Annotated in this window: 21 protein-coding genes; 15 read left to right on the top strand and 6 right to left on the bottom strand. The window is 62.6% G+C overall.

Annotated elements, in window-relative coordinates; translation table 11 throughout:
- The first annotated feature begins 223 nt into the window (after positions 1–223).
- From DUPY_RS23515 to DUPY_RS29365, 8 genes are all read left to right on the top strand, one after another.
- Positions 224–2,401, top strand: a complete 2,178-nt coding sequence (locus tag DUPY_RS23515) for a cyanophycin synthetase (protein ID WP_070251585.1) — start codon at positions 224–226, stop codon at positions 2,399–2,401.
- Positions 2,402–2,422: 21 nt separating this feature from the next.
- Complete coding sequence (cphA, locus tag DUPY_RS23510; RefSeq protein ID WP_070251584.1) at positions 2,423–4,987, top strand: cyanophycin synthetase; 2,565 nt, start codon at positions 2,423–2,425, stop codon at positions 4,985–4,987.
- Positions 4,988–5,145: 158 nt separating this feature from the next.
- Entirely contained in the window at positions 5,146–6,609 is a 1,464-nt protein-coding gene (locus DUPY_RS23505) for a catalase (protein WP_070251583.1), read from the top strand.
- Positions 6,610–6,651: 42 nt separating this feature from the next.
- Positions 6,652–7,773: a patatin-like phospholipase family protein gene (locus tag DUPY_RS23500; protein ID WP_070251604.1), complete on the top strand. Its 1,122-nt coding sequence runs from the start codon at positions 6,652–6,654 to the stop codon at positions 7,771–7,773.
- 32 nt (positions 7,774–7,805) lie between these two features.
- Complete coding sequence (locus tag DUPY_RS23495) at positions 7,806–8,933, top strand: M14 family metallopeptidase (protein WP_070251582.1); 1,128 nt, start codon at positions 7,806–7,808, stop codon at positions 8,931–8,933.
- 2 nt (positions 8,934–8,935) lie between these two features.
- The gene (locus tag DUPY_RS23490) at positions 8,936–9,400 is read left to right on the top strand and encodes a CYTH domain-containing protein (protein ID WP_070251581.1); all 465 of its coding nucleotides are present in this window, start codon (positions 8,936–8,938) and stop codon (positions 9,398–9,400) included.
- A gap of 221 nt (positions 9,401–9,621) precedes the next feature.
- Complete coding sequence (locus tag DUPY_RS28500) at positions 9,622–9,783, top strand: hypothetical protein (RefSeq protein WP_167359104.1); 162 nt, start codon at positions 9,622–9,624, stop codon at positions 9,781–9,783.
- Positions 9,784–9,804: 21 nt separating this feature from the next.
- Positions 9,805–10,149, top strand: a complete 345-nt coding sequence (locus DUPY_RS29365) for a four-helix bundle copper-binding protein (RefSeq protein ID WP_070251579.1) — start codon at positions 9,805–9,807, stop codon at positions 10,147–10,149.
- A gap of 45 nt (positions 10,150–10,194) precedes the next feature.
- Here the strand turns inward: DUPY_RS29365 and DUPY_RS23475 are convergent, their stop codons facing one another.
- The 5 genes from DUPY_RS23475 to DUPY_RS23455 all read right to left on the bottom strand — a co-directional run bounded on the left by DUPY_RS23475 (position 10,195) and on the right by DUPY_RS23455 (position 17,166).
- Positions 10,195–11,460, bottom strand: a complete 1,266-nt coding sequence (locus DUPY_RS23475) for a DUF2863 family protein (protein ID WP_070251578.1) — start codon at positions 11,458–11,460, stop codon at positions 10,195–10,197.
- A 260-nt stretch (positions 11,461–11,720) separates the two neighbouring features.
- A complete protein-coding gene (acnA, locus tag DUPY_RS23470) occupies positions 11,721–14,429 on the bottom strand; it encodes an aconitate hydratase AcnA (RefSeq protein ID WP_070251577.1) in 2,709 nt (902 codons plus the stop codon).
- A gap of 84 nt (positions 14,430–14,513) precedes the next feature.
- Positions 14,514–15,047 (bottom strand): hypothetical protein, encoded by a 534-nt coding sequence (locus tag DUPY_RS23465; protein ID WP_070251576.1) that lies wholly within the window; start codon positions 15,045–15,047, stop codon positions 14,514–14,516.
- Positions 15,047–16,054, bottom strand: a complete 1,008-nt coding sequence (locus DUPY_RS23460; RefSeq protein WP_070251575.1) for an HpcH/HpaI aldolase/citrate lyase family protein — start codon at positions 16,052–16,054, stop codon at positions 15,047–15,049. Before DUPY_RS23460 ends, DUPY_RS23465 begins: the two co-directional genes overlap by 1 nt.
- A 122-nt stretch (positions 16,055–16,176) precedes the next feature.
- Positions 16,177–17,166, bottom strand: coding sequence for a malate dehydrogenase (locus DUPY_RS23455; protein WP_070251574.1), 990 nt, complete (start codon positions 17,164–17,166; stop codon positions 16,177–16,179).
- Positions 17,167–17,373: 207 nt separating this feature from the next.
- Here DUPY_RS23455 and DUPY_RS23450 point away from each other — a divergent pair, with 207 nt between their 5' ends.
- From DUPY_RS23450 to gltA, 7 genes are all read left to right on the top strand, one after another.
- On the top strand, positions 17,374–18,225 hold the full coding sequence (locus DUPY_RS23450) for a GntR family transcriptional regulator (RefSeq protein ID WP_070251573.1): 852 nt from the start codon (positions 17,374–17,376) through the stop codon (positions 18,223–18,225).
- Positions 18,226–18,538: 313 nt separating this feature from the next.
- On the top strand, positions 18,539–18,961 hold the full coding sequence (gene sdhC / locus DUPY_RS23445; protein ID WP_070251572.1) for a succinate dehydrogenase, cytochrome b556 subunit: 423 nt from the start codon (positions 18,539–18,541) through the stop codon (positions 18,959–18,961).
- A 1-nt stretch (position 18,962) separates the two neighbouring features.
- Positions 18,963–19,337: a succinate dehydrogenase, hydrophobic membrane anchor protein gene (gene sdhD, locus DUPY_RS23440; protein ID WP_070251571.1), complete on the top strand. Its 375-nt coding sequence runs from the start codon at positions 18,963–18,965 to the stop codon at positions 19,335–19,337.
- A gap of 2 nt (positions 19,338–19,339) precedes the next feature.
- Complete coding sequence (sdhA, locus tag DUPY_RS23435) at positions 19,340–21,118, top strand: succinate dehydrogenase flavoprotein subunit (RefSeq protein ID WP_070251570.1); 1,779 nt, start codon at positions 19,340–19,342, stop codon at positions 21,116–21,118.
- A 9-nt stretch (positions 21,119–21,127) separates the two neighbouring features.
- The gene (locus tag DUPY_RS23430) at positions 21,128–21,838 is read left to right on the top strand and encodes a succinate dehydrogenase iron-sulfur subunit (RefSeq protein ID WP_070251569.1); all 711 of its coding nucleotides are present in this window, start codon (positions 21,128–21,130) and stop codon (positions 21,836–21,838) included.
- A 91-nt stretch (positions 21,839–21,929) separates the two neighbouring features.
- A complete protein-coding gene (locus DUPY_RS23425; protein WP_070251568.1) occupies positions 21,930–22,211 on the top strand; it encodes an FAD assembly factor SdhE in 282 nt (93 codons plus the stop codon).
- Positions 22,212–22,281: 70 nt separating this feature from the next.
- Complete coding sequence (gltA, locus tag DUPY_RS23420; protein ID WP_070251567.1) at positions 22,282–23,583, top strand: citrate synthase; 1,302 nt, start codon at positions 22,282–22,284, stop codon at positions 23,581–23,583.
- A gap of 57 nt (positions 23,584–23,640) precedes the next feature.
- On the opposite strand, the gene DUPY_RS23415 is transcribed toward gltA, so the two are convergent.
- Positions 23,641–24,069 (bottom strand): hypothetical protein (locus tag DUPY_RS23415; RefSeq protein WP_229255480.1); only part of this gene is annotated, 429 nt, incomplete at its 5' end.

Genomic DNA, 24,069 nt, shown 5'->3' with positions numbered 1-24,069 from the left:
GGAATTACGGTATTCTGTCGCTAATAAATTGACAGAAATTAAGTAAATGCTGACTTTTTTGTTCAGGCGGCAAGTATAACGCACGGACAAAAACGCCGGTACTGCTTGATGAACGTAAGCAGGTCATGGGTGCTGCCAGCAGGTGACAGGAATACAGGGTTTACAATACGGCCCGGCTGGGCGCCAAGCCTGCCGCCGATAACGACGTAACAAAATTCGACACATGATCAAGAAGAAAAGCATAGAAATCCTCCGCGTGACCCATCTGCGCGGCCCCAATATCTGGACCTATCGCCCGGTGATCGAGGCGTGGCTCGATATTGGTGAACTGGAACAATATCCGTCCAACCTGCTGCCGGGCCTGTACGAGCGCCTGACCACGATCCTGCCGGGTCTGCTCGAGCACCGCTGCGGCGTGGGCGAGATCGGCGGCTTCCTCGAGCGCCTGCGCGACGGCACCTACGCCGGCCACGTGCTCGAACACGTGGTGCTGGAACTGCAAAACCTGGCAGGCATGAAGACCGGCTTCGGCAAAACCCGCCAGATCGGCGAAGACACCGGCTACTACAAGATGGCCTTCCGCACCCGCCAGGAACAGGTCGGCCGCGCCGCCCTGGCCGCCGGGCGCGACCTGTTGATGGCAATGATCGAGGACCAACCGTACGACCTGGCCGCCACCGTGGCCGAGCTGACCGACCTGGTCGAAACGCTGTGCCTGGGCCCGAGCACCGGCAACATCGTCGATGCCGCCACCGACCGTTCGATTCCCTCGATCCGCCTCACCGACGGCAACCTGGTGCAACTGGGCCACGGCGCCGCCCAGCGCCGCATCTGGACCGCAGAAACCGAGCAGACCAGCGCGATTGCCGAAGGCATCGCCAGCGACAAGGACCTCACCAAGTCGCTGCTGTCGTCGTGCGGCGTGCCGGTGCCCGAAGGTGAACTGGTCACCAGCGCGGCAGACGCCTGGACCGCCGCCCAGGACATCGGCCTGCCGGTGGTGGTCAAGCCGTACAACGGCAACCATGGCCGTGGCGTGTCGCTGAACCTGATGACCGAAGCCGACGTCACCGCTGCTTACGCGCTGGCGTCCGACGAAGGCGACAGCGCGAGCGTAATCGTCGAGCGCTTCATCGTCGGTAACGAGCACCGCCTGCTCGTCGTCGGCAAGCGCATGATCGCTGCCGCTGCCGGCGAAGCGCTGTGGATTACCGGCGACGGCACCCACAACATCCAGCAGCTGGTCGACCTGCACATCAATATCGATCCGCGCCGCGGCGAGGAAGAAGATTTTCCACTGAGCCTGATCAAGCCGCAGGAAGCCGGCGAAACCATCCTCGAACTCAAACGCCAGGGCATGGATGCGTTCTCGGTGCCGCTGGCCGGCCAGAAGGTGCTGATCCAGGCCAATGGCAACGTCACCACCGACGTCACCGACAAGGTACACCCGGAAGTGGCGGCCATGGCCACGCTGGCCGCGCGCGTAGTGGGTCTGGACATCGCCGGCATTGACCTGGTGGCGTCCGACATCACCCGTCCGCTGCACGAGCAGGGCGGCGCCATCATCGAAGTCAATGCCAGCCCCGGTTTGCTGATGCACCTGAAGCCCGAACACGGCGAGCCGCGCAATGTTGGCGCGGCCATCGTCGACCAGTTGTTCAAGGAAGAAGACACGGGCCGCATTCCGGTCGTGGGCATCACCGGCAAGCATGGCACCACCATGGCTGCGCGCCTGATCGCCTGGCTGCTGCAAGTGGGCGGCAAGAAGGTGGGCGTGAGCTGCGCCGACGGCCTGTACGTCAACAGCCGCCTGCTGTCGCGCGACGGCCTGTCCGACTGGGAAACCGGCGAACGCCTGCTGCTCAACAAAAACGTGGAAGCGGCGGTGTTCGAATCGAGCGCGCGCATGATCCTTACCGAAGGCCTGGCCTACGACAAGTGCACGGTGGGCGTGGTGACCGATGTCGCCGGCCTGGAAGACGTGGCCGAGTTCCACATCGACACCGAGGACAAACTGTATAACGTGCTGCGCACCCAGGTGGACGTGGTGCTGGCCAGCGGCGCGGCCGTGCTCAATGCCGCCGATCCGCAAGTGGTGGAGATGGCGGACCTGTGCGACGGCGAAGTGATCTTCTACGGCGTGGACGAGCACCTGCCGGCCATCGTCCAGCATCGTCAGGACAGCGCGCGCGTGGTGTTCCAGCGCAAAGAGGGTGACCAGCAGCGCATCGTCCTGGGCCAGGGTTATGTTGACATGGTCAGCCTGCCGCTGTCGCCGCTGGTGCCGCCCGAAGCCGTGCTGGCCGCGATTGCCGCCGGCTGGGCCCTGGGCCTGACGCCAGAACTGATTGCCGCCGGTTTGCGCACCTTCGATGCGACGCCGAAGCGCCTCCATCACTGATACGAAAGAACAAGCAGATTTATGGAAGTCATCCGCACCCGCGCCCTTCGTGGCCCGAATCTCTGGAGCCACCACACCGCCATGGAAGTGGTCGTATCGTGCCCGCCCGACCAGCGCGCCATCGCGCAATTGCCCGGCTTCGAGCAGCGCCTGCAAGCGCGCTTCCCGGAGGTGGGCGACCTGCACGCCACCGGTGACACGATCTCGCTGGCCAATGTGTTAGAGGCCGCCGCCCTGAGCCTGCAGGCGCAAGCCGGCTGCCCGGTCACCTTCAGCCGCACCAGCGCCACGCCGGAAGAGGGCGTGTACCAGACCGTGGTCGAATATTCGGAAGAAGCCGTCGGCCGCCTGGCCGTCGCCATGGCCGAAAACCTGATCAACGCCGCCTTGAACGACACCGCCTTCGACCTGGCCGCCGCACTCACCGAACTGCGCGACCTCGACGAGGACGTACGCCTGGGCCCGAGCACGGGCTCCATCGTCAACGCCGCGCTGGCGCGCGACATCCCGATCCGCCGCCTGACCGAAGGCAGCATGGTGATGTTCGGCTGGGGCTCGAAACAGCGCCGCATCCAGGCCGCCGAAATGGACACCACCAGCGCCATCGGCGAGTCGATCGCCCAGGACAAGGAACTGACCAAGAAGCTGCTGCATGCGGCCGGCGTGCCGGTCCCGTACGGCCGCACCGTGGCAGACGAAGCGGACGCCTGGAAGGCGGCGCAGGACATCGGCATGCCGGTCGTGGTCAAGCCGAAGGACGGCAACCAGGGCAAGGGCGTGACCGTCAACGTCAATTCGAAAGAGCACCTGGAACAGGCCTTCCGCACCGCCAAGGAATTCCGCGACGATGTAATGGTCGAGCGCTATCTGCCCGGCCACGATTTCCGCCTGCTCGTGATCGGCAACAAGCTGATCGCCGCCGCCCGCCGCGATCCGCCGCAAGTGGTCGGCGACGGCGTGCACACGGTGCGCCAGCTGGTGGACCTGGTCAATTCGGACCCGCGCCGTGGCAGCGGCCACTCGACGTCGCTGACCAGGATTCGTTTCGACGATATCGCCCTGGCGCGCCTTGCGCTGCAAGACCTGGAAGCTGACTCGGTGCCGAGCAAGGGCCAGCGCGTGATCCTGCGTAACAACGCCAACCTGTCCACCGGCGGCACCGCCACCGACGTTACCGACGACGTGCACCCGGAAGTGGCGGCGCGCGCAGTGGAAGCGGCGCAGATGATCGGCCTCGATATCTGCGGCGTGGACGTGGTGTGCGAAGGCGTGCTGCAACCGTTCGACGACCGTCGCGGCGGCGTGGTGGAAGTTAACGCCGCCCCCGGTCTGCGCATGCACATCGCACCGTCGTACGGCAAGGGCCGCGCGGTGGGTGAAGCGATCGTCAACACCATGTTCGCACCTGGCGAGAACGGCCGCATTCCCGTGGTGGCGGTCACCGGCACCAACGGCAAGACCACCACCGTGCGCCTGATCGCGCACCTGTTTACCGCCAGCGGCCTGCGCACCGGCATGACCAATACCGACGGCGTGTACATCGAAGGCCGCCAGACCGACAGCGGCGACTGCAGCGGTCCGCGTAGCGCCCGCAACGTGCTGCTGCACCCGGACGTGGACGCAGCGGTGTTCGAAAGCGCCCGTGGCGGCATCCTGCGCGAAGGCCTGGCGTTCGACCGCTGCCAGGTGGCCGTGGTGACCAACCTTGGCGCCGGCGACCACCTGGGCATGAATTACATCAACACCGTGGAAGACCTGGCGGTATTGAAGCGCGTGATCGTGCAGAACGTCGCCGCCGACGGCTACGCCGTACTGAACGCGGTCGATCCGATCGTCGCCGCCATGGCTGCCAACTGCCGTGGCAAGATCATTTACTTCGGCGCCGACGCGGGCCATCCCGTCATCGCCACCCACCTGGCGCAAGGCAGCCGCACCGTGTACGTGGCCGACGGCCACCTGGTCGCGGCCGAGGGCAAGCAGCAGGTGCGCATTCCGCTCGCGGAAGTGCCGATCACCCGCAACGGCGCCATCGGCTTCCAGGTCGAGAACGTGATGGCGTCGGTGGCTGCCGCGTGGGGCGCGGGCATCGGCTGGGACGCGATTCGCCTGGGCCTGAAAACCTTTGCCAACGATTCCGACAATGCGCCCGGCCGCTTCAACGTGTTCGACTACAAGGGCGCGACCGTGATCGCCGACTACGGCCACAACCCGGACGCCATCCTGGCGCTGGTGCAGGCCGTGGAAACCATGCCGGCCAAGCGCCGTGGCGTGGTGATCTCGGGCGCCGGCGACCGCCGCGACGAAGACATCCGCCAGCAGACCGAGATCCTCGGCCGCGCGTTCGACGACGTGCTGCTGTACGAAGACGCGTGCCAGCGCGGCCGCGTCGATGGCGAAGTGGTGGCGCTGCTGCGCTCCGGCCTGCAAGGCGCGCCGCGCACGTCGCACGTGCAGGAAATTTACGGCGAGTTCCTGGCCATCGACACGGCGCTGGGCCGCTTGCAGGAAGGGGACTTGTGCCTGATCCTGATCGACCAGGTGGAAGACGCGCTGGCGCATATTCGCAAGCGCATCGCCGAAGTCTGATCGGCAGTGTTTTCAAAAAGAACCGGGGCGCGTCCCCGGTTTTTTATTGTGGATCCTAATTGGCAATGGCTATGAAAGTCATAGATATTTATAGTTTTTACTTATCGCTGCGCACCGTTACAATAGCCTCAGTCTATTAAATAACAAGGAGTCATAGCATGAACCAGCCACCAATTACCACCGCCTCCGGCATTCCTGTCGCCGACAACCAGAATTCGCTGTCCGCCGGCCCACGCGGTCCGCTGCTGCTGCAAGACTTCCACCTGCTCGAAAAACTCCAGCACTTCAACCGCGAACGCATCCCGGAGCGGGTGGTCCACGCCAAGGGTTCGGGCGCTTACGGCACCTTCACCGTCACCCACGACATCACCCGGTTTACCAAGGCCAAGCTGTTCGCCGCCGTCGGCAAGCAAACCGATACCTTCGTGCGCTTTTCCACCGTGGGGGGCGAAAAGGGCAGCGCCGACACCGAACGCGATCCGCGCGGCTTCGCCATGCGCTTTTACACCGAGGACGGCAACTGGGACCTGGTGGGCAACAACACGCCGATGTTCTTCATCAAGGACGGCATCAAGTTCCCCGACTTCATCCACACCCAGAAGCGCGACCCGCAAACGAATCTGAAATCGCCGACCATGATGTTCGACTTCTGGAGCCGGACGCCGGAAAGCCTGCACCAGGTGACGATGCTGTTCTCCGATCGCGGCACACCTGACGGCTACCGTCACATGGACGGTTTCGGCAGCCACACGTTCAGCCTGATCAACGACGCTGGTGAGCGCGTGTACTGCAAATGGCACTTCAAGACCCAGCAGGGCATCAAGAACCTGCCCGCTGCCGAGGCCATGCGCATCGCCGGTGAAGATCCCGATTATGCCCAGCGCGACCTGTTCGGCGCGATTGCTGGCGGCGACTTCCCGCGCTGGGACGTGCACCTGCAAGTGGCCACCGAAGCGGAATTGGCAGCATGGGAAGAGCGCACCGGCTGGAACCCGTTCGATCTGACCAAGGTGTGGCCGCACGCGGACTTCCCGCTGATTCCCGTAGGCGTGTTCGAACTCAATCGCAACCCGCTCAACTACCACGCGGAAGTGGAGCAGGCTGCATTGTCGCCATCGAACGTGGTGCCGGGCCTGGGCTACTCGCCCGACAAGATGCTGCAGGCGCGCCTGTTCGCCTACCACGACGCCCAGTTGTACCGCGTTGGGGTGAACCACCAGCACCTGCCGGTGAACGCGCCACGCTGCCCGTTCCACAACCAGCAGCGCGACGGCGCCATGGCGATTGCCAACGGCGGCGCGGCGCCGAACTACCAGCCGGTGGACAGCAATGGCAGCAATCCGCAAGGCATGGGCCACGGCGAACCGGGGCTGGCGCTGCACGGCGCGGCCGGCCGCTACGACGGCCGCGGCAAGGAGGACGATTACACCCAGGCCGGTAACCTGTTCCGCCTGATGCCGGCGCAAGAAAAGCAGAACCTGTTCGACAACATCTCCGGTCCGCTGTCGCAGGTGAGCGCCGAGATCATCGAGCGCCAGCTGGGCCACTTCGACCAGGCCGATCCGGCCTACGGCGCCGGCGTGCGGGCCGCGCTGAAAGCGCGCGGTGTGCAACTGGGATAAGTGCACTACAATCTCCACGTTGCCACCAACGTGGAGTACCGTTTGAACCGCACCCCCGCACCTGCTTCGAACTCCGCCTCGTCGCCCCCTGTTGGCCAGGTTGTCCTGGTCCTGCAGGGCGGCGGCGCCTTGGGCGCTTACCAGCTGGGCGTGTACCAGGCCATGCACGAGGCGGGGCTGGAACCCGACTGGGTGATCGGTACCTCGATCGGCGCCATCAACGGCGCCATCATCGCCGGCAATCCACCGGCACAGCGCCTCGAGCGCCTGCGCGAATTCTGGGAACGGATGGAGCGCAACGCACTCGGCGTGACGTCCTTGCCGCGCACGTTCGCCAACGCCGTCACGATCGGGCAGGGCATCCCTGCGTTTTTCGAACCGAATCCCACCGCCTGGTGGAATCCCGATGCGAAAGTCGGCGTGGAGCATGCGTCGTTCTATCAAACCGGCCCGCTGCGCGCCACGCTCGAACAGCTGATCGATTACGACTACCTCAATCACCAGCAGCCGCGCTTCACCATCGGTGCGGTCAATGCCCGCAACGGCGCCATGCGCTACTTCGACAGCAGCCGCGACACGCTCACTGCCGACCACGTGATGGCGTCCGCCGCGCTGCCCCCCGCTTTTCCGGCCGTGCGTATCGACGGCGAACCGTACTGGGACGGCGGCATCTATTCCAACACGCCGATCGAAGCGGTGCTCGATGACGAACCGCGCCGCAGCTCGGTGATCTTCTCGGTGCAGGTGTGGAACCCGGATGGCCCGGAACCGCAAAGCATCCTCGACGTGCTCGACAAGCAGAAAGAGATCCAGTACGCCAGCCGCTCGAGCCAGATCGAGCAGCAGCGCAAGCTGCACCGGCTGCGTCACGTGATCCGCGAACTGAGCCTGCACCTGCCGCCCGAGATCGCGGCGCTGCCCGAGGTGCGCGACCTGTCGTGCTGGGGCTGCGGCACCACCATGCACGTGCTGTCGCTGGTGGCGCCGCGCATCGGCGACGAGGACCATACCAAGGACATCGATTTTTCGTCCACCGGGATCAGCGCGCGCTGGCAGGCCGGCTATGAAGAGGCGCAGCGCATGATCGCGTCGAGGCCGTGGGAATCCAAGGTGGATGTGATCGAGGGCGTGGCGCTGCACACCCTGCCGCCGCTGGTAAAATAGCGTCATCGGTATTTACCTATATTGGATCGACCATGACCATCAAAATCAGCCAGAATTTCGACTCGGGCGCCATCGAAGTGGTGCGCGCGGAAACCGCCGACGCCATCGACCTCAAGCTGCGCAAGGACTCGCACGCGGACATCCACCAGTGGTTCCATTTCCGCCTGCAAGGCGCGGCGGGGCAGGCGGTGCGCATGCGTGTTCTCAACGCCGGCGAAGCCACCTACGCCAAGGGCTACGAGAACTACAACGCAGTGGCCAGCTACGATGGCGAAACCTGGTTCCGCGTGCCCACCAGCTTTGACGGCGCGGTCATGACCATCAAGCACACGCCCGATACCGACAGCATCTACTACGCCTACTTCGAGCCATATTCGTTCGAGCGCCACCTGCGCCTGTTGGGCGAAGTGGGCGAGCACCCGCTGGCGAAGGTCCAGGACCTGGGTAGCACGGTCGATGGCCGGGACATGAACCTGGTGGTGATCGGCGAGCCCGATGCACCGAAAAAAATCTGGTTCATCGCACGCCAGCACCCGGGCGAATCGATGGCCGAATGGTTTATCGAAGGCCTGATCGATTCGCTGCTCGACGACGCCAATCCGATCGCCCGCAAGCTGCTGCAGCGCTGCGTCTTCTACATCGTGCCGAACATGAACCCGGACGGCTCGGTGCGCGGCAACCTGCGCACCAACGCGGCCGGCGCCAACCTCAATCGCGAGTGGATGACGCCAACCCTCGAGCGCAGCCCCGAAGTATTGTGCGTCAAACAGAAGATGCACGAGACCGGCATCGACATGTTCTTCGACATCCACGGCGACGAAGCGCTGCCCTACAACTTCGTGGCCGGTAACGAGATGCTGGAAAACTTCAGCGACGAGCGCCGCGCCAAGCAGCAGGCCTTCATCGACCGCTACAAGAACGCCACGCCGGACTTCCAGGACAAGGTAGGCTACGCGGCCAGCAAGTACAAGGAAGACATGCTCACGCTCGCTTCCAAGTACGTGGGCCATCACTTCGGCTGCCTGGCCTTGACGCTCGAAATGCCGTTCAAGGACAACGCCGATCTGCCCGATCCGCGCGTGGGCTGGAACGGCGCCCGCTCGGCGGCGCTCGGCGCGTCCATCCTGCAACCGATCCTGCTGTCGCTGGACGACTACTGATCATGGGCGTCGAGATCGAGCGCAAATTCCTGGTGCAGGGCAGCGCCTGGAAGACGCTGGGCGAGCCGGTGTTCTTCCGCCAGGGGTACCTGTCCTCGCAAAAGGAGCGCACGGTGCGCGTGCGTATCGAGGGCGAGCGCGCCGTCATCACCATCAAGAGCAAAAGCGTGGGCGCCACGCGCGGCGAGTGGGAGTATCCGATTCCCGTGGCTGACGCCGCCGAATTGCTCGACGGCCTGTGCGAGCAGCCGCTGATCGAAAAATACCGGCGCAAGATCGCCGTTGGCGCGCACGTGTGGGAAGTCGATGAATTCCTCGGCGCGAACGCGGGACTGGTGGTGGCCGAGATCGAACTGGGCGCCGAAGACGAGGCGTTCGATCAGCCTGACTGGGTGAGTGACGAAGTGACCGACGACGCGCGCTACTACAACTCCAACCTGATCAGGCATCCGTACTGCAACTGGTAACGAAACGGCTGTAGTCCGCCGGTCCACGGACGAGCAACCCCGACCTTCGATGAAGAGCGGGGTTTTTTTTCGTCCATGCGACGTAGGGCTTTTCTTACTCGGTCTCTTTGCGCCTGCCTACAAGCACGACTGTATTTGGGGGGATAAGATCGTGCTACTCCCAACACTTGGAGGACGTCATGGCCAGGGCAAGGAAATTCCGTCTCCGTACCGATGAGCGCATGCAGCAAATCGTCGATAACGGCATAGCGTTGCAGGCGATCGCCGGCAGTGCGGAGGCGAACCGGTACCTGGTGGCAAATGGCGTGGACGGGAAGATTTTGAAGCGCGTGCTGTATATGCGGATCGCCAGGCCTCACGCGACCACCGCACGATTTCAATGAACAATTCTGACCGGAGGGATTATGGATCAACTACAGCTACAGGAGATCATCGACGCGTGTAATGCATGCGCCACTGCGTGCGACCGGTGTGCTTCGTCGTGTCTGGCAGAAGACGATGTCACGATGATGGCGCGCTGTATCAGGCTCGACATCGACTGTGCGCTCATGTGCCGCCTCACTGCGAGTTACGCCGCGCGGGCCAGCGAATTCCTGGAGGCGATATGCGCACAGTGCGCCGCCATCTGCACCCAGTGCGCGAGCGAGTGCGCCAGTCATACGGCAGCGCATTGCCAGGCATGTGCCGACGCTTGCCGTCGCTGCGAACAGGCGTGCCTCGGTGCTGGCGCCGGGCCTGCATCGGCCTGACGCGACGTAGCAAGCGACGTAAAAAAAGGCCCTTGCGGGCCTTTTTTAATGGAAGTGCTCGGTCCCGGTAGGGGTATCTTCCGGCATCTCGGCGTGCGCCAGCTCGCCGACCGGGTCGGCAAACAGCGGCGCGCCGCAGTCGTCGCAGAACTCCACCACGTAACGCTCGGCATGGCGCTTGATCTGCGTGACGCCCGCTTCGTTCAGGTGGTTGACGATGTCGTCCATCGGCGTGATCGGTTTTTGCACCGTGGGCAGCAGCGCGGTCGGGCCTTCCGGCGGCGTGCCTTCCTCGTCTTCCTGGCCGTACAAGGGCCACACCACGCCGTAGATCACGTCGGGCGACGAGCGGCGGGTGAATGCCACGCGGTATTCGTCGATCTGGCCTTCGCCATTTTCTTCACCGAAGCCGGCGATGACGGCGCGCAGTTCCGACGGTTCGATCGCCAGCGTGTGCGTGAGGTAGTGCACGGCAGCGCGGATCGAGACCGGGCGGATTTGCTTGTCCGCTTCGCGGCAGGCCATGTAATAGGCTTCCGGCAGCAGCAATTCCACGCCGCAGCCTGGCAGCAGGCGGTTGACCGTCGGCGTGGCCTGCGCGCGCCATTGTTCCAGCACGTTGGCGCGCTCGGTAGCGAAGTTGGCCTGGTGCGCCGGCATCTGCCAGCGGAACAGCGGGGCGCCGGCCGGCGCCACCACGGCCACCATCAGGTAGCGCGTATCGGCCAGGAATGGCGCGGTTTCCGGCACCTTGGTGTCGGCCTTGAGCACGGTGCCCTTGAGGGCGGCCTGCGCCAGCTTGTGCACCTTGCCCCAGGTTTCCACGTGGCTGCGCGGCAGCTGGTCGATCGAGAACAGCGTGGGCGACATCGCCATCTGCGTGCCGTCGGCCAGCAAGTGGGCCGAGAAGTGGGCCGACAGCGTGGTCAGGATATCGGCCGGGATCGGACCCGAAGCGATGGCGAAACGGGTCCAGGCCAGGATCGGCGCGGCAACCAGCAGCACATCGTAGGGCTTGGACACACCGTCGGCGGTCTCGAGCATGATGGAGCTCGATTCGCTGGCCGCTTCCACGCCGTCCATCAGGACGTCGTAGGCATTGAGGTCTTCGCGGAACAGGGCGTTGAGGGTGGCGTCGATGGTGTCCTGGTGGCCGGTCTTGAGCAGCTTTTGCAGCTGCGCATCGAGGCTGCGCTCCCAGGCCCGCTCTTCAAGACGGCTGGCAGCTTGCCCGACTGCCTGCGCATGGCTGACCAGGCGCTGGCTCTCGGCGGACAATTTTTGGGATGAATCTTTAGATGGACGACGCATGGCGCTATAAAATTCTCAGGTAAGGGAAAGCAATAAAAAACGGATCGGTCATGCAGATCATAACCCTTATGCACCATATTGTAGATGAAACCCGTAAATCAAGGCTACCGATGGTGCAGGCATAAAAAAAGCGCCGGACTAGCCGGCGCTTTCCAATCACGAGGTTGTTTAAAAATCATCGCAGCGAGGCGCAGCGCCGCAGACAGTGCGCCTGCACGGCAAGGCGCTGCAACGACGCTGCGATCTTTTTTAAACGACCGTTACGCAGCGAGCAACTGGCGCAGCACGAACGGCAGGATGCCGCCATGCTTGTAGTAGTCGACTTCGATCGGGGTATCGATACGCAGCAGCACTTTCACTTCGGTGCTCGAACCGTCGGCGCGGTGGATTACCAGGGTGGCGGTTTGCTGTGGCTTGATCTCGCCTTCGAGGCCTTTCAGGTCGTAGGTTTCCTTGCCGGTGATGCCCAGGGTCTCGACGCTGTCGTTGCCGAGGAATTGCAACGGCAGCACGCCCATGCCCACCAGGTTCGAGCGGTGGATACGTTCGAACGAGCGCACGATCACGGCTTTCACGCCCAGCAGCTGGGTGCCCTTGGCAGCCCAGTCGCGCGAGGAGCCGGTACCGTATTCTTCGCCGCCGAAGATCATGGTTGGCGTACCTTCGGCAACGTACTTCATGGCCGCGTCGTAGATCGACAGCTGTTCGCCCGATGGCTGGTGGATCGTGATGCCGCCTTCCACTGCCGAGCCGTCAGGCTTGGCCGGGATCATGCGGTTCTTGATACGCACGTTGGCAAACGTACCGCGCATCATGATCTCGTGGTTGCCGCGGCGCGAGCCGTACGAGTTGAAGTCGGCTTTCAGCACGCCATTGGCCAGCAGCCATTTACCGGCAGGACCGTCTTCCTTGATCGAGCCCGCTGGCGAGATGTGGTCGGTGGTGATCGAGTCGCCGAACACGCCCAGCGCACGCGCACCGGTGACACCGGCTTCGGTGACGACCGGCTCCATCGTGAAGCCGTCGAAGAACGGCGGCTCGGCGATGTAGGTCGATTCAGGCCAGTTGTACACCTGTCCTTCGGTGGTCGAGACGTGTTCCCACAACTTGCCCGGGTTGCCCTTGACGTCGGCGTAGTTGGTCTTGAACACTTTCGAGTTCATCGCGAACTTCATCAGCTTGGCGATCTCCTGCGAGGTCGGCCAGATGTCGCCCAGGTACACGTCGCGGCCGTCCTTGCCCTTGCCAACCGGCTGGGTCATCAGATCGACGGTCATGTTGCCGGCGATGGCGTAGGCGACCACCAGCGGTGGCGAAGCCAGGAAGTTCGAGCGGATGTTCGGGTGGATCCGCGCTTCGAAGTTACGGTTACCGGACAGCACGGCCGAGGCGACGATGTCGTTCTGGGTGATGGCGGCGTTCAGACCGGCGGTCAGGTCGCCGGCGTTACCGATACAGGTGGTGCAACCGTAAGCGGTCACGCCAAAGCCCAGTTGCTCCAGGTATGGCAGCAGGCCGGCAGCGGTCAGGTACTCGGTGACCACGCGCGAGCCAGGCGCCAGCGACGATTTGATGTGCGGCGCCACGGTCAAGCCGGCTTCCACCGCTTTTTTCGCCAACAGGCCGGCGGCCAGCAGCACGCTCGGGTTCGAGGTGTTGGTGCACGAGGTGATTGCAGCGATCAGCACGTCGCCGTTTTTCACGTGGACGCCGTCGCTGGTGGTGTAGGTCTTTTGCAGGTCGTCCGGATTCTTGTTGAAGCCGTTCTCGGTGGTCGGCTTGGAGAACAGTTCGGTGAAGTTGGCCTTGACGTTGCCGATTTCGATACGGTCTTGCGGGCGCTTCGGACCTGCCAGGGAAGGCGTGACGGTGGTCAGGTTCAGCTCGACCACGCGTGTGTAGTCGATGTCGCCGGCTTTCGAGACGCCGTACATGCCCTGCGCCTTGAAGTAGGCGGCAAAGGCGTCGATCTCGGCCTTGGTGCGGCCGGTGCCTTCGAAGTATTCGATGGTGGCGTCGTCGACCGGGAAGAAGCCCATGGTGGCGCCGTATTCGGGCGCCATGTTGGCGATGGTGGCGCGGTCGGTGACCGACAGCGTCTCGGTGCCTTCGCCGAAGAACTCGACGAACTTGCCGACGACTTTCTCTTTACGCAGCAGTTCGGTGATGGTCAGCACCAGGTCGGTCGCGGTGCAGCCTTCGCGCAGCACGCCGGTCAGGTTCACGCCGATCACGTCCGGGGTCAGGAAGTACACGGGTTGGCCCAGCATGCCGGCTTCGGCCTCGATGCCGCCCACGCCCCAGCCGACCACGCCGATGCCGTTGATCATGGTGGTGTGCGAGTCGGTGCCGACCAGCGAGTCAGGGTAGTACACGCCGTCGTTGTCCTTGTGGACGCCGCGCGCCAGGTATTCCAGGTTGACCTGGTGAACGATGCCGAAGCCCGGTGGCACCACGCCGAAGGTGTCGAATGCCTGCATGCCCCATTTCATGAACTGGTAGCGCTCGTTATTGCGCGAGAATTCCAGCTTCATGTTCAGGTCCAGCGCGCCCGGCTCGCGGAAGTGGTCGATGGTGACCGAGTGGTCGACTACCAGGTCGACCGGCACCAGCGGCTCGATTTTCTTGGCGTTGATGCCCATCTTGTAGGCGACGTTGCGCATTGCGGCCAGGTCGGCCAGCAGCGGCACGCCGGTGAAGTCCTGCAGCACCACGCGGGCCACGACGAACGGGATTTCGTCGGTGCGCTCGGCGGTGGCGCCCCAGTTGGCCAGTTGCTTGACGTGTTCTTCGGTAACTTTTTTGCCGTCGCAGTTACGCAGCACGGACTCCAGCACCACGCGGATCGATACCGGCAGGCGGGAGATTTTGGTGCCCAGGCTCTTCTCCAGTGCGGGCAGCGAGTAGAACTTCGCCTTTTTGCCCGAAATGTTGAATTCCTTGAGCGTGTTCAAAGTGTTACGGGACATGACATCTCCTTCAGTGGGTATCGTCAAATGATGAACTAAAACAGTGCCGACCGTGCGCAAGCGTGCGCGGCCGGCCAAAACGCCTTACTGCACCACGGTGGTGGTCGACTCGACCGGCTTTTCAGTGATGGCGACCGGTTGCAGTTGCTCCGGTGTGCGGCACTCGTTGGCCAGCTGGCGATTGAGTTTCGAATCGAGCAGCATGCTCTTGGCCGGAATACCGATCCAGATCAGGCCGTACAGCTGGTTTTCGAAGCGCTGGGCGCCGGTGGTGGTGCCTACGCGCGTCAGGCGGTGCAGGCGCTTTTTCCAGCGCAGCGCGATATGGTCGACGTCGCCCACGTTCTGGTAGATGGCGACCTTGTTGCCCAGTTCGCAATCGAACTCGGTAACGCTCGAGTCGGTGATCACCGGTTCGTCTTCTTCCGGGTTCGGTTCTTTCGGTACGACCGGCGCTTCCACGGCTTTCTTGGCCTTGGCCTTGGATTTTGCGGTGGCTTTCTTTACGGTTTTCTTGGCGGCCGGCTTGGTTTCGACGGCGGCCGCTGCCGGCGCGGTGGCCAGGCTCAGCGAGGCCATGGCAAGTCCGCAGGCCAGCAGGATTTTGGAGATGGACATCAGTGTGGTTCCAGAGGGTGGACGGGGGGTGGCTGCATCAATGCGGCAGCCGACTCGGGCAGGGTAAGCCCCGCGAGCCTGGCGCGCTGCAAGATGGTCCAATAATATCGGTAGCTGGCGCGGTCGTGCAAGCGCCCATTTTGGGAGATGGGCCCCCACTGGACATTTGCCGCTTCGTGCAGGATGGCGGCCGCTTCGTTCACTTCGGACAGGCGCGGCGTAAACGTCTTGACGATCGGCTTGATCTGGTCCGGGTGGATGCTCCACATGCGCGTGTAGCCGAATTCGGCGGCAGCGCGCTGGGCGTCGTTGGCGGCCACGGCCGGATCCTTGATCTCGGTGGTGACATTATGCGACGGCACCTTGCCGTGGGCGTGGCAGGCCGCTGCCATTTCGAGCTTGGCGCGCACCACCAGCGGGTGGGTAAACTGGCCCGGCGTGCGCATGGCCGCGCCGGGAATGGCGCCGTAATGGCTCGAGACGAAGTCCATGATGCCGAAGGACAGACATTGAACCTGGGGCAGGGCGGCGATGTCGTAGGCGTCGCGCAGGGCACCGTGGGTTTCGATCAGCACGTGCACCGGCAGGTCGCTGCGGCCGGCTTGCGTCGCATGGCCGTTGATGAAGGCGATCGCGTCAATCACCTCGGCCACGCTGTTCACCTTGGGCAGGACGATGTAGGCCAGCGCCTGCGCGCCCACGCCGCCGGCGATGACCTCGATGTCGCGCGCAAAGAATGGGCTGTGGACATCGTGGACGCGGGCGCCAATGCGGCGGTGATGATTGTCCGGGGAGGCCAGCAGTTCGGCGACCAGCTGGGCGTGCGCCTCCTCGTTGCCGGCGCTGGCGCCGTCTTCGCAGTCGAGCGTGATGTCGAATACGGGACCAAGTTCTTGTTGCAGGACGATCGATTTACGCATCAGCTTTTCGGAGCCGGCGTAGTGGTCGCAAGCTGGCAGCAAGAGCGGCTGGCGATTACCCTGGAATAAAACCTCGGATGGATGCATGCAGGAAGTGGTGGGGAGAGAAGTAGGGGCGGAAACGGAAACCGCGCTGCTTCTGGCAGCGCGGCGGGTGCTGCGGATCGGTAGATTAACCGGTTCCACGAGCATTCATGAAGAAGTGACTGTTATGGCAGCAGGTGCTTGACGCCTTCGCGCTCTTCGGTCAGTTCTTTCAGGGTCAGGTTGATGCGCTCTTGCGAGAACGCGTCGATTTCCAGGCCTTGAACGATTTTGTATTCGCCGTTTTCGGTGGTGACCGGGAAGCCGAATACTGTGCCTTCAGGGATGCCGTACGAACCATCCGATGGCACGCCCATGGTGGTCCACTTGCCAGCGGTGCCCAGTACCCAGTCGTGGATATGGTCGATGGCGGCATTGGCAGCCGATGCAGCCGACGACAGGCCGCGTGCTTCGATGATGGCCGCGCCGCGCTTGCCAACGGTTGGCAGGAAGGTGTTGGCGTTCCATTCCTGGTCGTTGATCAGGTCCTTAACTGCCTTGCCGCCGGTGGTGGCGAAGCGGTAGTCGGCGTACATGGTTGGCGAGTGGTTGCCCCATACGCACAGCTTTTCGATGTCCTTGACGGCGGTGCCGGTCTTGGCAGCCACTTGCGACAGCGCGCGGTTGTGGTCCAGGCGCAGCATGGCGGTGAAGTTTTTCGCTGGCAGCGATGGCGCCGATTTCATGGCGATGTAGGCGTTGGTGTTGGCTGGATTGCCCACGACCAGAACTTTGACGTTGCGCGAAGCGACCGCGTCGAGCGCCTTGCCTTGCACGGTGAAGATCTGGGCATTGGCTTCCAGCAGGTCTTTACGTTCCATGCCAGGACCGCGTGGACGGGCGCCAACCAGCACGGCGACGTCGACATCCTTGAAGGCGGTCAGTGGATCGGAGTGGGCGGTCATCTCGGTCAGCAGCGGGAACGCGCAGTCGTCGATTTCCATCATGACGCCCTTGAGCGCTTTCTGGGCCTTTTCGTCGGCGATTTCCAGCAGTTGCAGAATGACTGGCTGGTCTTTGCCGAGCATGTCGCCGTTAGCGATGCGGAACAGCAGGGCGTAGCCGATTTGACCGGCTGCACCGGTAACAGCAACACGCATTGGGGTTTTTGCCATGATGAATCTCCAAGGTAGGTATAGAACAGAGTCGAATACAGTCCAACATCATACTGCAATTTTGAGCACTCGCTACGCAGCGCATGGCCGGGGAGTGTAGGCCTGTGCCCGGTATCTGTCAATTGTATCTTATGTCTTATATAAGACATAGAAGTTCGGGCGGGTTTTGCTGGACGCCAAGGGGTATTTGTGGTGAAATCTCGGTCTATGAATACCGTCCCGCCCAACTCGAACAGCAACAGCCCAGCCTCAGGTGCCGGTGGCGCTGCCGGTTCGTCCACGGTAGTGACGGGACCCGGTTCCGGAGGTGCGGTGAATGCGCCGACCGCAGTTGCCGCCATCGCGCCGACGTTCTCCCCACTGTATCAGCAAATCAAGGCGCTGATCACGCAAAGCCTGCAAAGCGGCGAGTGGAAACCCGGTGAGCTCATTCCCAGCGAGGTCGAACTGGCCAACCGCTTCAAGGTCAGCCAGGGCACGGTGCGCAAGGCCATCGACGAGCTGGCCGCCGAAAACCTGGTGATGCGCAAGCAGGGCAAGGGCACGTTCGTCTCCACCCACCACGAAGCGCGCGCCCATTTCCGCTTCCTGCGACTGATGCCCGACGAAGGCGTTCCTCATTACCCTGAAAGTAAATTCATCGAAGTCAAGCGCCTGCGCGCGCCCGCCGATGTGGCGCGCCTGCTCGACCTCAAAGCCGGCGACGCCGTGGTGTTCATCAAGCGCGTGCAGTCGTTCGACGGCGTACCCACCATCGTCGAAGAACTGTGGCTGCCCGGCGCCACCTTCAAGGGCCTGACCGCCGAGCGGCTGGTCGAGTACAAGGGGCCGATGTACGGCCTGTTCGAGTCCGAATTCGGCACCCGCATGATCCGCGCGACCGAAAAAATCCGCGCCGTGTGCGCCGACGATGGCGCTGCTGCGCTGCTGAAGATCGCCGCCAGCACGCCGCTGCTGGCCTCGGAACGGGTGTCGTTTACCTACGGCGACAAGCCGGTGGAGTTGCGCCGCGGTTTGTATCTGACCGAACAGCATCATTACCACAACGAATTAAGTTAACAGGGAGCCGGTTGCGGGAGCGCGCCGGGACCCGGGCGGTGAACCGTCTTTGAACCGAACTCATGGAGTGGAGCAGGAGACTCTTGCAGTGCACAAAAGCTGCAAGAGGCGCACAATACGGGGCTGTCACACGCTCGTAGCATTGTTGCGCTGATAATACGTTGAGCTACGGAAAGTGGCCGCTGGGGTGTGTTGCAAAACACTATTTTAGTTATATGTAACAATAGATATTGGTTGTATGAGGGTAAATAGGCGAAAATCGATGTTTCATCCGATTTCACCCAATTTTTGTCAAAGTTTAGGAGGTCTTGTTATGTCAGAAGCCGTACGGGTCGCGCCCAAAAAAGAACGGCCGGAGTTCCGTAATATCCACGTTACCGAACTCATGAATTACCGTCAGCCACTCGCTGCCATCGTGTCGATTTTGCACCGCATCAGCGGCGTGTTGATCTTCGCCTTGCTGCCCTTCGTGCTCTACTTGCTGCAAGAGAGCCTGCGCTCCGAGATCTCCTTCGCGCACTACCAGGGTTTCGTCACCTACCCGCTGGTCAAGCTGTTCATCCTCGCCCTGGTCTGGGCCATCATGCACCACATGTTCGCTGGCGTCCGCCACCTGGTGATGGACCTGCACGTCGGCCTGGACAAGGATTCGGCCCGTAAATCGTCGGCTGCCGTGCTGGCGCTGAGCCTGACCCTGACCGTGCTGGTGGCACTGAAACTGTTTGGAGTGTTCTGAAATGGCAAATAACGTCAACAACAACGTCGGCCCGAAGCGCCTGGTCGTCGGCGCCCACTACGGCATGCGCGACTGGCTGGCACAACGCGTGACCGCCGTCGTCATGGTCGCTTACACCGCGGCCTTGCTGATCACCTTCCTCACCGGCCAGAACTTCACGTACGAAGGCTGGGCGGGCATGTTCTCGCAGCAGTGGTTCAAGCTGATTTCCGCTGTCACCCTGTTCGCACTGTTCTACCACGCCTGGGTAGGCATGCGCGACGTGTGGATGGACTACGTTAAACCGGTCGGCCTTCGCCTGACCCTGCAAGCAGCCACCATCCTGTGGCTGATCGCATGTGCCGCCTGGTCGGTACAGATAATCTGGAGTGTGTAATCGTGGCAGCAATCAAATCTGCAATCCCTACCCGCCGCTTTGACGCGGTAATCGTTGGCGCCGGCGGTTCCGGCATGCGCGCATCCCTGCAACTGGCTGAAGCCGGTCTGAACGTGGCGGTGCTGTCGAAAGTTTTCCCTACCCGTTCGCACACCGTCGCAGCGCAAGGCGGCATCGGCGCGTCGCTCGGCAACATGGCCGAAGACAGCTGGTTCTGGCACATGTTCGACACCGTCAAAGGTGGCGACTACCTGGGCGACCAGGATGCGATCGAATTCATGTGCCGCGAAGCACCGAAGGTCGTGTACGAGCTCGAACACTTCGGCATGCCGTTCGACCGTAACCCGGACGGCACGATTTACCAGCGCCCGTTCGGCGGCCACACCGCCAACTTCGGCGAAAAAGCCGTGCAGCGCGCTTGCGCCGCCGCCGACCGTACCGGTCACGCCCTGCTGCACACGCTGTACCAGCGCAACGTCCGCGCCCGTACCCACTTCTTCGTCGAATGGATGGCGCTCGACCTCGTGCGTGATGCCGAAGGCGACGTGGTAGGCGTGGTTGCCCTGGAAATGGAAACCGGCGACGTCATGATCCTCGAAGCGAAGACCACCATGTTCGCCACCGGCGGCGCGGGTCGCATCTTTGCTGCATCGACCAATGCGTTCATCAACACCGGCGACGGCATGGGCATGGCCGCACGCGCCGGCTTGCCGCTGCAAGACATGGAATTCTGGCAGTTCCACCCGACCGGCGTGGCCGGCGCGGGCGTCCTGATTACCGAGGGTGTGCGCGGCGAGGGCGGTATCCTGATCAACTCCGAAGGCGAGCGTTTCATGGAACGTTACGCGCCAACGCTGAAAGACCTGGCGCCACGCGACTTCGTGTCGCGTTCGATGGACCAGGAAATCAAGGAAGGCCGTGGCTGCGGTCCGAACAAGGACCACGTGATGCTGGACCTGCGCCACATCGGCAAGGACACCATCGAGAAGCGCCTGCCGTCGATCCTGGAAATCGGCCACAAGTTCGCCAACGTCGATGCGACCAAGGAACCGATCCCGGTCGTACCAACCATTCACTACCAGATGGGCGGTATTCCAACCAACATCCATGGTCAAGTGGTGGTCCCGAACGCCGACGGCAGCCAGAAGATTGTCAACGGTTTGTACGCAATCGGCGAATGCGCCTGCGTCTCGGTGCACGGCGCCAACCGCCTGGGCACCAACTCGCTGCTCGACCTGGTGGTGTTCGGCCGCGCGGCCGGCAACCACGTGGTGGCCTCGAACCTCAAGCAGAAAGAGAACAAGCCGCTGCCGGCCGACGCTTCCGACTTCGCCATGGACCGCCTGAACAAGCTGGAAACGTCCACCGGCACCGAAAAAGTGCAGGGCGTCGCCAACGACATTCGCGCCACGATGCAGAAGTACTGCGGCGTGTTCCGTACCGACGAGATGCTGAACCAGGGCGTCAAGGAAATCATGGTCCTCGACGAGCGCCGCAAGCACGTATCGTTCAAGGACAAGTCGAAAGTGTTCAACACCGCGCGCGTCGAAGCGCTGGAGCTGGACAACCTGATCGAAACCGCAAAGGCGACCATCGTCTCGGCAGCAGCCCGCAAGGAATCGCGCGGCGCCCACGCCCAGGACGACTACCCGCACCGCGACGACGACAACTGGATGAAGCACACCCTCTGGTTCTCGGAAGGCAACCGCCTGGACTACAAGGCAGTCGTGACCAAGCCACTGACGGTCGACACCTTCAAACCGAAACCACGTACTTTCTAAGGCTAGAACATGGCACGCACTATCAAACTGAAAATCTACCGCTACGATCCCGACCAGGATGCGAAGCCGTACATGCAGGACATCACCGTCGAGTTGAAAGACACCGACAAGATGCTGCTCGACGCCCTGCAACGCATCAAGTCCGACGTGGACGATTCGCTGGCCCTGCGCCGCTCGTGCCGCGAAGGCGTGTGCGGTTCGGACGCAATGAACATCAACGGCAAGAACGGCCTGGCCTGCACCACCAACCTGAACGAGCTGAGCGAGCCTATCGTGCTGCGTCCGCTGCCAGGTCTGCCGGTGATTCGCGACCTGATCGTCGACATGACCCAGTTCTTCAAGCAGTACGATTCGGTCAAGCCGTACCTGATCAACGACTCGATCCGTCCTGAAAAAGAACGCCTGCAAACGCCGACCGAACGCGAAGAACTCGATGGCCTGTACGAGTGCATCCTGTGCGCGTGCTGCTCGACCTCGTGCCCGTCGTTCTGGTGGAACCCGGACAAGTTCGTCGGCCCGGCCGGCCTGCTGCAAGCCTACCGCTTCATCGCCGACTCGCGCGACGAAGCCACCGGCGAGCGCCTGGACAACCTGGAAGACCCGTACCGCCTGTTCCGCTGCCACTCGATCATGAATTGCGTGGACGTCTGTCCGAAAGGCCTGAACCCGAACAAGGCGATCGGTAAAATCAAGGAATTGATGGTACGCCGCGCGATCTAACGGCGCAGTGGCGGGCGGCGGCAACGTCGCCCGTTTCGTTTAGAAGTAGCGCTCCAGCATGAACGGCGCGCGCAGTGTAAAGTAGTGACCCATGACTGAACCGAAACAATCAGCACATCAGTCGGACCCAGCCAACAGAGCGCGCCTGCGTTGGCGCTCGCGCCGGGGTCTTCTGGAAAACGACATCATCCTCACCCGTTTTCTCGATGCGCATGAAACCGAATTGACCGACGACGAAGTGGACGCGTTCACGCGGCTCCTCGACTTGTCGGACAATGACCTGATGGATCTGGTACTGGCCCGCAAGGAGCCGGACGGCGAAATCGACCTGCCGCACGTGCATGCACTGCTGCAGCGGTTGCGCCAGGCCTGACGCCATAAGCGGCAGGCCGCCAGGCACCAGAACTTTTTTCGCACCATCTCCCTAAAAGAAGGAAGAGTCCATGAACACCTCTGATAACAAAGCCACCCTGTCGTTCTCCGATGGCAGCCCGTCCGTCGAATTCCCGATCTACAAGGGCACCGTTGGTCCCGACGTCATCGACATTCGCAAGCTGTACGCCGGCACCGGCAAGTTCACCTACGATCCAGGCTTCATGTCCACCGCGTCGTGCAATTCGTCGATCACGTACATCGACGGCGACAAGGGCGAACTGCAGTACCGCGGCTATCCGATCGAACAACTGGCCGTCAATGCCGACTTCATGGAATCGTGCTACCTGCTGCTGAACGGCGAACTGCCTAATAACGTTCAGAAGCAGGAGTTCGTTGACACCGTCACCAAGCACACGATGGTGCACGAGCAGATGCAATTCTTCTTCCGTGGCTTCCGCCGCGATGCGCACCCGATGTCGGTCCTGGTTGGCACCGTCGGCGCGCTGGCGTCGTTCTACCACGACTCGCTCGACATCAACGATGCCAAGCAGCGCGAAATTTCGGCCATCCGCCTGATCGCCAAGATGCCGACCCTGGTCGCCATGGCGTACAAGTATTCGATGGGCCAGCCGTTCATGTACCCGCGCAACGACCTGTCGTACAGCGCCAACTTCATGCGCATGATGTTCGGTAACCCGTGCGAAGAGTACAAGGTCAACGACGTGCTGGTGCGCGCCCTGGACCGCATCCTGATCCTGCACGCGGACCACGAGCAAAACGCTTCGACCTCCACCGTCCGCCTGGCCGGTTCGTCGGGCGCCAACCCGTTCGCCTGTATCGCTGCCGGTATCGCCTGCCTGTGGGGCCCCGCCCACGGCGGCGCCAACGAAGCCGCACTGACTATGCTCAAAGAAATCGGTTCGGTCGATAACATCCCGGCCTTCATCGAGCAGGTCAAGGACAAGAACTCGAGCGTCAAGCTGATGGGCTTCGGTCACCGCGTGTACAAGAACTTCGACCCGCGCGCCAAGCTGATGCGCGAGACCTGCTACGAAGTGCTGGAAGAGCTGGGCCTGCAAGACGACCCGCTGTTCAAGCTGGCGATGGAACTGGAAAAGATTGCACTGAACGACGAGTACTTCGTCTCGCGCAAACTGTACCCGAACGTCGATTTCTACTCGGGCATCGTGCAATCGGCGCTGGGCATTCCAGTGTCGCTGTTCACCGGTATCTTCGCCATGGCCCGCACCATTGGCTGGATCGCCCAGTGGAACGAAATGATCGCCGATCCAGAACAGAAAATCGGCCGTCCACGCCAGCTGTTCGTCGGCTCGACCGTCCGCGACGTCAAGCCGCTGGACCAGCGTTAATCCGGATTTAACCGGATACAAAAAAACGGGCTGCGGCCCGTTTTTTTTCGTCCCAAGTCAGGGTTGCGTATCTTCCGACTCGAACAAGGCATCGTCCTCGTCGTGCAAGACAGGTGCGCGGCGGTCGGGGCGGATTACCAGTATCCACCAGCCCAGCACGCCCAGGGTCACTTGCGGCAGGTTGAACAGGAACTTGGCGACGGTGGCGTCGCGCCGTTGCGGCCACAGGGCGTCGGCGGTTTCGGCCATGATGTTGGTGTGATAGAAGCAGGCTGCCAGCATCAGCAGGGCGGCGACGGCCCACAGCAGCACGACATTGGTGAGGCTATGGCGCAGCAGCGCGGCGAACGGGTACACCAGCACGCAAGCGAAGCAGTAGGCGAACAGGTTGGCGGCCAAGTTGGCGAGGTCGAAATGCGGCAGGATCACCGGCACCGCGCAGATGGCGACGCCCAGCATGACGGCGACGACGGGGTGGGGCAGGGC

The organism is Duganella phyllosphaerae, from assembly GCF_001758785.1.
Taxonomy (GTDB): Bacteria; Pseudomonadota; Gammaproteobacteria; order Burkholderiales; family Burkholderiaceae_D; genus Rugamonas; species Rugamonas phyllosphaerae.
This window is presented reverse-complemented; position numbering and strand designations above follow the sequence as displayed.

Coding starts and splice junctions, on each gene's coding strand:
- DUPY_RS23450 (WP_070251573.1), top strand. CDS start 17,374: ATGAATACCGTCCCGCCCAACTCGAACAGCAACAGCCCAGCCTCAGGT.
- gltA (WP_070251567.1), top strand. CDS start 22,282: ATGAACACCTCTGATAACAAAGCCACCCTGTCGTTCTCCGATGGCAGC.
- DUPY_RS23505 (WP_070251583.1), top strand. CDS start 5,146: ATGAACCAGCCACCAATTACCACCGCCTCCGGCATTCCTGTCGCCGAC.
- sdhD (WP_070251571.1), top strand. CDS start 18,963: ATGGCAAATAACGTCAACAACAACGTCGGCCCGAAGCGCCTGGTCGTC.
- DUPY_RS23475 (WP_070251578.1), bottom strand. CDS start 11,460: ATGCGTCGTCCATCTAAAGATTCATCCCAAAAATTGTCCGCCGAGAGC.
- DUPY_RS23495 (WP_070251582.1), top strand. CDS start 7,806: ATGACCATCAAAATCAGCCAGAATTTCGACTCGGGCGCCATCGAAGTG.
- DUPY_RS23460 (WP_070251575.1), bottom strand. CDS start 16,054: ATGCATCCATCCGAGGTTTTATTCCAGGGTAATCGCCAGCCGCTCTTG.
- DUPY_RS23425 (WP_070251568.1), top strand. CDS start 21,930: ATGACTGAACCGAAACAATCAGCACATCAGTCGGACCCAGCCAACAGA.
- DUPY_RS28500 (WP_167359104.1), top strand. CDS start 9,622: ATGCAGCAAATCGTCGATAACGGCATAGCGTTGCAGGCGATCGCCGGC.
- DUPY_RS23455 (WP_070251574.1), bottom strand. CDS start 17,166: ATGGCAAAAACCCCAATGCGTGTTGCTGTTACCGGTGCAGCCGGTCAA.
- DUPY_RS23430 (WP_070251569.1), top strand. CDS start 21,128: ATGGCACGCACTATCAAACTGAAAATCTACCGCTACGATCCCGACCAG.
- acnA (WP_070251577.1), bottom strand. CDS start 14,429: ATGTCCCGTAACACTTTGAACACGCTCAAGGAATTCAACATTTCGGGC.
- DUPY_RS29365 (WP_070251579.1), top strand. CDS start 9,805: ATGGATCAACTACAGCTACAGGAGATCATCGACGCGTGTAATGCATGC.
- DUPY_RS23490 (WP_070251581.1), top strand. CDS start 8,936: ATGGGCGTCGAGATCGAGCGCAAATTCCTGGTGCAGGGCAGCGCCTGG.
- cphA (WP_070251584.1), top strand. CDS start 2,423: ATGGAAGTCATCCGCACCCGCGCCCTTCGTGGCCCGAATCTCTGGAGC.
- sdhC (WP_070251572.1), top strand. CDS start 18,539: ATGTCAGAAGCCGTACGGGTCGCGCCCAAAAAAGAACGGCCGGAGTTC.
- DUPY_RS23515 (WP_070251585.1), top strand. CDS start 224: ATGATCAAGAAGAAAAGCATAGAAATCCTCCGCGTGACCCATCTGCGC.
- DUPY_RS23465 (WP_070251576.1), bottom strand. CDS start 15,047: ATGTCCATCTCCAAAATCCTGCTGGCCTGCGGACTTGCCATGGCCTCG.